Below are 6,944 nucleotides of genomic sequence, written 5' to 3'. Positions count from 1 at the left end.
GTCAATTCCCCATTCCTCAGCTAGATGGCCTCTAAAAATGTTACCGCCGCCAATGACGATGGAGACCTCGATACCTAAATCAACAATCGATAAAATTTCATTTGCAATATGTTCTAATCGTTTGGAGTTAAAGCTATTTCCCGATTGATCGGCAAGTGCTCCGCCGCTTAATTTAATTAAGACACGTTTATATGGCTTCATAACAATTCCCCCTATATAGATTGCAATAAAAAAGGAACAAAGGCGAATGCCTTTGTTCCTTCGTAAGAAAATGAAATAGAAAAGAAATAGATATGATGAACTTCTTCACGTGATTTTTCATAACATCCACTCCTTTTCATCTCCATTTATTTTGAATACGTATATCTTTTAGATTATACGAAATAATCTGATGTTTTATCAAGGTTATTTTATTTCTTTTTTATAAAAAGTGTCAATGAATATTATAAGAAAAAAATTTGAATTTTTTGTGACAAACTTGTAGGTTTTTGTATGATTTTGTAGGTTCGCCTATATGATGTGTGAGTAAGCTTTTATAAATACTAAATGAAAGCGTTCGCATAAAGGGGATGAACATAAATGAAAAAATTCGGATTGGCAACACAAATTTTTGTCGCACTTGTTTTAGGGATTGTAGTAGGGGCAATCTTTTATGGCAATAAAACGGCGATTTCTTATATCACACMAGTTGGGGATATATTTATTCACTTAATTAAGATGATTGTAGTACCGATTGTTATTTCAGCATTAATTGTTGCGGTAGCTGGTGTAGGAGATATGAAAAAGCTTGGGAAACTGGGCGGTAAGACAATTCTTTATTTCGAGATCATTACGACGATTGCTATTTTAATGGGATTACTTGCAGCGAATATATTCCAACCAGGTACTGGCGTTGATATGAATAATTTACAGCAAAGTGATATTTCTTCTTATAAACAAACAGCAGATGCTACAGAGAAGAAAGGTTTTGCTGAAACGATTGTTCATATTGTACCGAAAAATATATTTGAGTCTATTACACAAGGTGACTTATTACCGATTATATTCTTCTCAGTACTATTCGGTTTAGGAGTTGCGGCAATTGGAGAAAAAGGAAAGCCTGTTTTTAACTTTTTTGAAGGTGTACTCGAAGCGATGTTTTGGGTTACAAATCAAGTTATGAAATTTGCACCATTTGGTGTATTCGCATTAATTGCGGTTACGGTTGCAAAATTTGGTGTGTCCACACTACTTCCTTTAGGAAAACTAGTGCTAGCTGTATACGTAACTGTTATACTATTCGTTGTGATTGTATTAGGTATTAATGCACGAATGGTAGGAGTAAACATTTTTACATTAATGAAAATTTTAAAAGAAGAACTTATTCTTTCATTTACGACAGCAAGTTCAGAAGCTGTTTTACCTAATATAATGAGAAAGATGGAAGAGTTCGGTTGTCCAAAGGCAGTTGCTTCTTTCGTAATTCCGACAGGTTATACATTTAACTTGACTGGGTCAGCTATTTATCAAGCGTTAGCGGCATTGTTTGTTGCACAAATGTACGGTATACACATGTCACTGACAGAGCAAATAACGTTATTATTCGTTCTCATGTTAACATCCAAAGGTATGGCGGGAGTTCCGGGGGCATCATTTGTTGTTGTATTAGCAACGTTAGGATCAATGGGCTTACCGCTAGAAGGCATCGCATTAATTGCGGGAATTGATCGTATTTTAGATATGATTCGCTCAGCTGTCAATGTATTAGGAAATGCATTAGCTGCCATTGTTATGTCGAAGTGGGAAGGCGAATTCGATGATGAGAAAGCAAAACAATATGTAGAAACAGTCAAACAAACAAAAGCAGCATAAGAAATCGTTAAGGAGTGAAAAGTCATGGCAACATTAACTGAAGTTAAAAATGGAGTACGAATTGAAAAAGATTTTTTAGGTGAAAAAGAAGTGCCAAATTATGCGTACTACGGTGTACAAACAATGCGTGCAGTAGAGAATTTCCCAATTACAGGATACAAAGTCCATGAAGGTTTAATTAAAGCGTTAGCAATTGTAAAAAAAGCGGCAGCACTTGCTAATGCAGATGTAGGAAGATTGGAATTGAAAAAGGGTGGTGCTATCGCAGAAGCATCACAAGAAATCCTTGAGGGGAAATGGCATAATCATTTCATCGTTGATCCAATTCAAGGCGGTGCAGGAACTTCAATGAATATGAACGCAAATGAAGTCATTGCCAATCGTGCCCTTGAATTATTAGGAATGGAAAAGGGAGACTATGATTATATTAGTCCGAACAGTCATGTAAATATGGCGCAATCAACAAACGATGCATTCCCAACAGCGATTCATATTGCAACATTAAATGCATTAGAAGGCTTATTACAAACGATGGGTTATATGCATGATGTATTTGAATTAAAAGCAGAACAGTTCGATCATGTTATTAAAATGGGTCGTACACATTTACAAGATGCTGTGCCAATTCGTCTTGGACAAGAATTTAAAGCATATTCTCGCGTACTTGAACGTGATATGAAACGTATCAAGCAATCACGCCAACATCTATATGAAGTAAATATGGGAGCAACTGCAGTTGGTACAGGCTTAAATGCGGATCCAGAATATATTGAAGCAGTTGTAAAACATTTAGCTACAATTAGCGAACTACCACTTGTTGGTGCAGAAGATTTAGTAGATGCAACTCAAAATACGGATGCGTACACTGAAGTATCTGCAGCACTTAAAGTATGTATGATGAACATGTCTAAAATTGCGAACGACCTTCGTCTAATGGCATCAGGTCCACGCGTTGGATTAGCGGAAATTATGCTACCAGCTCGTCAACCAGGTTCATCTATTATGCCAGGGAAAGTAAACCCTGTTATGCCAGAAGTAATTAATCAAATTGCGTTCCAAGTAATTGGTAACGACCATACAATTTGCCTTGCTTCAGAAGCAGGACAATTAGAATTAAATGTTATGGAACCAGTACTTGTTTTCAACTTACTTCAATCTATTAGCATTATGAATAACGGTTTCCGTGCCTTTACAGATAATTGCTTAAAAGGAATTGAAGCGAATGAAGATCGCTTAAAAGAGTACGTTGAGAAGAGTGTAGGAATTATTACAGCCGTGAACCCTCATATCGGTTATGAAGCAGCAGCTCGCGTTGCGAAAGAAGCAATTGCGACAGGGCAATCCGTTCGAGAATTATGTGTGAAAAATGGTGTATTGTCACAAGCAGAATTAGAGTTAATTCTAGATCCATTCGAAATGACACACCCAGGGATTGCAGGAGCAACTCTTTTAAAGAAAAATTAAAAGAAGAGGGGGACAATCCCCTCTTTTTTGTTTACAATATAGAAATGTTATATATGAATAGAGGTAGGGATGTTATGAGTAAGTTTACAGTGGCTTCTAATGGTTCGTTAGAAACGACATTAAGAGGAGTAGAAGTATTATCAACACCACTTTTAAATAAAGGGGTAGCTTTCACGCAAGAAGAAAGAGAAGAATTAGGTTTAAAAGGGTTATTACCGCCAGCAGTTTTAACGCTAGATGAACAAGCTCGTAGAGCGTATGAGCAATTTTGTTCTCAGCCGGATGATTTATTAAAGAATGTATACTTAACAGCGTTACATGATCGAAATGAAGTATTATTTTATCGTATTTTAACAGAGCATTTACGTGAAATGTTACCAATCGTATATACACCTACTGTTGGTGTAGCAATTCAAAGATATAGCCATGAATATCGTAAACCACGCGGTGTTTATTTATCAGTTAACGATCCTTCGGGTATTGAAGAAGCGTTCTCAAATATCGGTGCAACAGCTGAAAATATTGACTTAGTCGTTGTAACAGATGGAGAAGGCATATTAGGAATTGGTGACTGGGGTGTTGGTGGTATTAACATTGCGATTGGAAAGCTAGCTGTTTATACGGCCGCAGTTGGAATCGATCCTAGTCGCGTGCTACCTGTAATTTTAGATGTAGGTACAAACCGTGAGGATCTATTAAACAATCCGTTTTATATTGGAAATCGCCATCCACGTGTAACTGGTGAAGATTACGATGAATTTATTGATACATTTGTACAAGCTGTAGGCAATAAGTTCCCGAAAGCACTTTTACATTGGGAGGATTTCAGTTCTCGTAATGCACGAAAAATTTTAGACAAATACCGTCATGATGTATGTACGTTTAATGATGACATTCAAGGTACAGGTGCAGTTTCACTTGCTGCAGTATTATCGGCAGTGAAAGCTTCTGGTGTACCTTTAAATGAACACCGAGTAGTTGTGTTTGGTGCGGGTACAGCTGGAATCGGTATCGCAGATCAAGTGAGAGATGCGCTGGTTCGCGTAGGATTATCAGAGCAAGAAGCACATGAGCGTTTCTGGTGTATTGACCGTAACGGGTTAATTACAGATGATATGGAAGATCTTCTTGATTTCCAAGTTCCATATGCAAGAAAAGAAGCTGAAGTGAAGGATTGGAAACAAAGTGATGCTATCGGACTTGCTGAAGTTGTGAAACATGTAAAACCGACAATTTTAATCGGTACATCAACTGTTGCTGGTGCATTCAAAGAAGAGATTATTAAAGAAATGGCTTCTCATGTAGAAAGACCAATTATTTTACCAATGTCGAATCCAACGCCACTTGCTGAAGCGAAACCAGTAGATTTAATCGAGTGGACAGAAGGAAGAGCGTTAGTTGCAACAGGAAGTCCGTTTGATCCAGTTACATACAATGGTGTAACGTATGTTATCGGGCAATCAAATAACGCACTTATTTTCCCAGGGCTAGGTCTTGGTACAATTGTTGTGCGTGCAAGCGTAATGACAGACGGTATGTTTGCGGCAGCAGCAGAAGCGGTTGCAAGTATGGTAGATACAAGTCAGCTGGGTGCACCTATCTTACCAGAAGTGGAAGAGTTACGTAATATCTCTGAAATGGTTGCAATTGAAGTAGCGAAAGTTGCAGTTGCAGAAGGTGTTGCTAGAGAGAACTTAAGTGATAACGATATCAAAATTGCAGTGAAAGAATCAATATGGAAGCCKGAGTATCGTCAAATAAAAGCGGTAGAAAAGGTTAGAATATAGAAAAAAAGCCCGTTTATTATAATAAGCGGGCTTTCCGTTTACATTTTTGAAAAAATACATAGGAAGTGGCATCTTTGAATTGGAATCAATTATGGAAGAAAGATATATCTCTTTTAATTATTTTAATGATTGTTGTCCCAATTGCTGGAGAGCTAAATTTTCATCCTTTCAACGATACGTTTCGTGTTAGCTTCGGGACACCGCTTTTCTTCTTTTTATTATTATTTTTAAGAAGAGTACCAGCGGCGGTTGCAGGTATTCTTGTTGGTATATCTGTAGTCTTATTCCGTGTATGTCTTGACTGGGTGTTGCAAGGGTCTTTTTATATGACAGAATCATTTTATTTGCGCTATCCTGTGTTCTTTTATTATTTTATTTATGGAAGTCTTTTTTCGCTTTGTAGGGTGAATAAGTTCCATCAGAAGCCAATTATAATTGGCTACCTTGGGATTACAATTGAAATTATTGCAAGTATGTCAGAACTTGCAATTTATCATATGGTAGTACTTGGTACAACGATAACAATTTCTGAAGTGAATAAGCTAATCATTATTGCTATTTTCCGTAGTTTCTTTGCGCTTGGTTTTTTAAATATGATGAATTTGTATGAAACGAAATTAAAAGAATCACAAGTTCGAAAAGAAAATGAAAATATGTTGATGCATCTTTCTAACTTATATGTGGAATCTGTTCATTTGAAAAAAACGTTACAAAATGCGGAGTTAATTACACAAGAAGCGTATCAATTATATCGGAATTTACAAGCGAACGATGATTCAAGTAGTAAAACAGCATTGAAAATAGCGGGAGAAGTGCACGAAATAAAAAAGGATAATCAAAGGATTTTTGCGGGATTATCTAAACTGTTATTAGATAAAAATGTAGCTGAGTATGTAGAAGGACATGAGCTTGCGGAAATGATTGTGAGAATAAATGAGAAGTACGCTGAAATGTTGGAAAAAGAAATACGTTTTTCTAAACATATTGAAGGTGAGCATGCAGAATATCATGTGTATACAGTCTTATCAATTTTTAATAACTTAGTTGCCAATGCAGTTGAAGCAATTGAGGGTAGTGGTGCTATCATTATTAAGTTATATAAACTTGATAAACGTATATTTTTTGAAGTAATTGACGATGGGCCTGGTATTGCGCAAAAATATAAAAAACTAGTATTTAAGCCAGGATTTACTTCAAAGTATGATCAAACGGGAACACCATCAACAGGAATTGGACTTTCTTACATAAACGAAATGGTAACAGAGCTCGGAGGAGAAGTAAGATTGGAAGACCTGGAAACTGGTGAAGGGTGTAAGTTTGTCGTTTGTTTACCGGAGTGCAGTTTAAAGCAGGAAGGGGAATAAAGTTGTTTTATTATATCGTAGATGATGATGAAGTTTTCCGATCCATGCTTTCACAAATCATTGAAGATGGCGATCTTGGGGAAGTAATTGGAGAATCGGAAGACGGAGCTTTTATTGAAGCAGATCAACTAAATTTTAAAAAAGTAGATATTTTATTTATTGATTTATTAATGCCCATGCGAGATGGGATTGAAACAGTTCGCCATATTGCATCCTCTTTTTCAGGGAAAATCATTATGATCTCTCAAGTTGAATCGAAACAGCTTATTGGTGAGGCGTATACACTTGGTGTTGAATATTATATTACAAAACCATTGAATAAAATTGAGGTTATATCTGTTGTACGTAAAGTAATGGAACGTATTCGTTTAGAGCGCTCTATACATGATATTCAAAAATCATTGAATAACGTTTTCAAGTGGGAACAGCCGCAAGTTCGAAATGAGCCAATGCAAGAAGGAAAAAGAATAGCAGATTC

6 protein-coding genes are annotated in these 6,944 nt (G+C 36.5%); 5 read left to right on the top strand and 1 reads right to left on the bottom strand.

All coding sequences use genetic code 11. The annotated features are described in order from the left end of the window. Nucleotides 1–201, bottom strand: a 201-nt coding sequence (locus tag AC1DTM_RS15375) for an amino acid kinase family protein (protein ID WP_477000441.1), incomplete at its 3' end; no start/stop codon positions are given. 378 nt (nt 202–579) lie between these two features. Here AC1DTM_RS15375 and AC1DTM_RS15370 point away from each other — a divergent pair. From AC1DTM_RS15370 to AC1DTM_RS15350, 5 genes are all read left to right on the top strand, one after another. Next, on the top strand, nt 580–1,851 hold the full coding sequence (locus tag AC1DTM_RS15370) for a cation:dicarboxylate symporter family transporter (protein ID WP_477000440.1): 1,272 nt from the start codon (nt 580–582) through the stop codon (nt 1,849–1,851). 24 nt (nt 1,852–1,875) lie between these two features. Next, nucleotides 1,876–3,315, top strand: coding sequence for an aspartate ammonia-lyase (gene aspA, locus AC1DTM_RS15365; protein WP_002158404.1), 1,440 nt, complete (start codon nt 1,876–1,878; stop codon nt 3,313–3,315). A gap of 74 nt (nt 3,316–3,389) precedes the next feature. Further along, nucleotides 3,390–5,102 (top strand): oxaloacetate-decarboxylating malate dehydrogenase, encoded by a 1,713-nt coding sequence (gene malS / locus AC1DTM_RS15360; RefSeq protein ID WP_016104473.1) that lies wholly within the window; start codon nt 3,390–3,392, stop codon nt 5,100–5,102. Between the two features lie 65 nt (nt 5,103–5,167). Beyond that, nucleotides 5,168–6,466 carry a sensor histidine kinase gene (locus AC1DTM_RS15355; protein WP_080025017.1) on the top strand — a complete coding sequence of 433 codons (1,299 nt, stop codon included), beginning with the start codon at nt 5,168–5,170 and terminating at the stop codon, nt 6,464–6,466. Between the two features lie 2 nt (nt 6,467–6,468). Further along, nucleotides 6,469–6,944 (top strand): response regulator (locus AC1DTM_RS15350; protein ID WP_477000439.1); only part of this gene is annotated, 476 nt, incomplete at its 3' end.

Source organism: Bacillus sp. P4_D3 (assembly GCF_056401855.1).
Note: the sequence above shows the minus strand (reverse complement) of the source record. Positions and strands in the feature narration are given on the sequence as shown.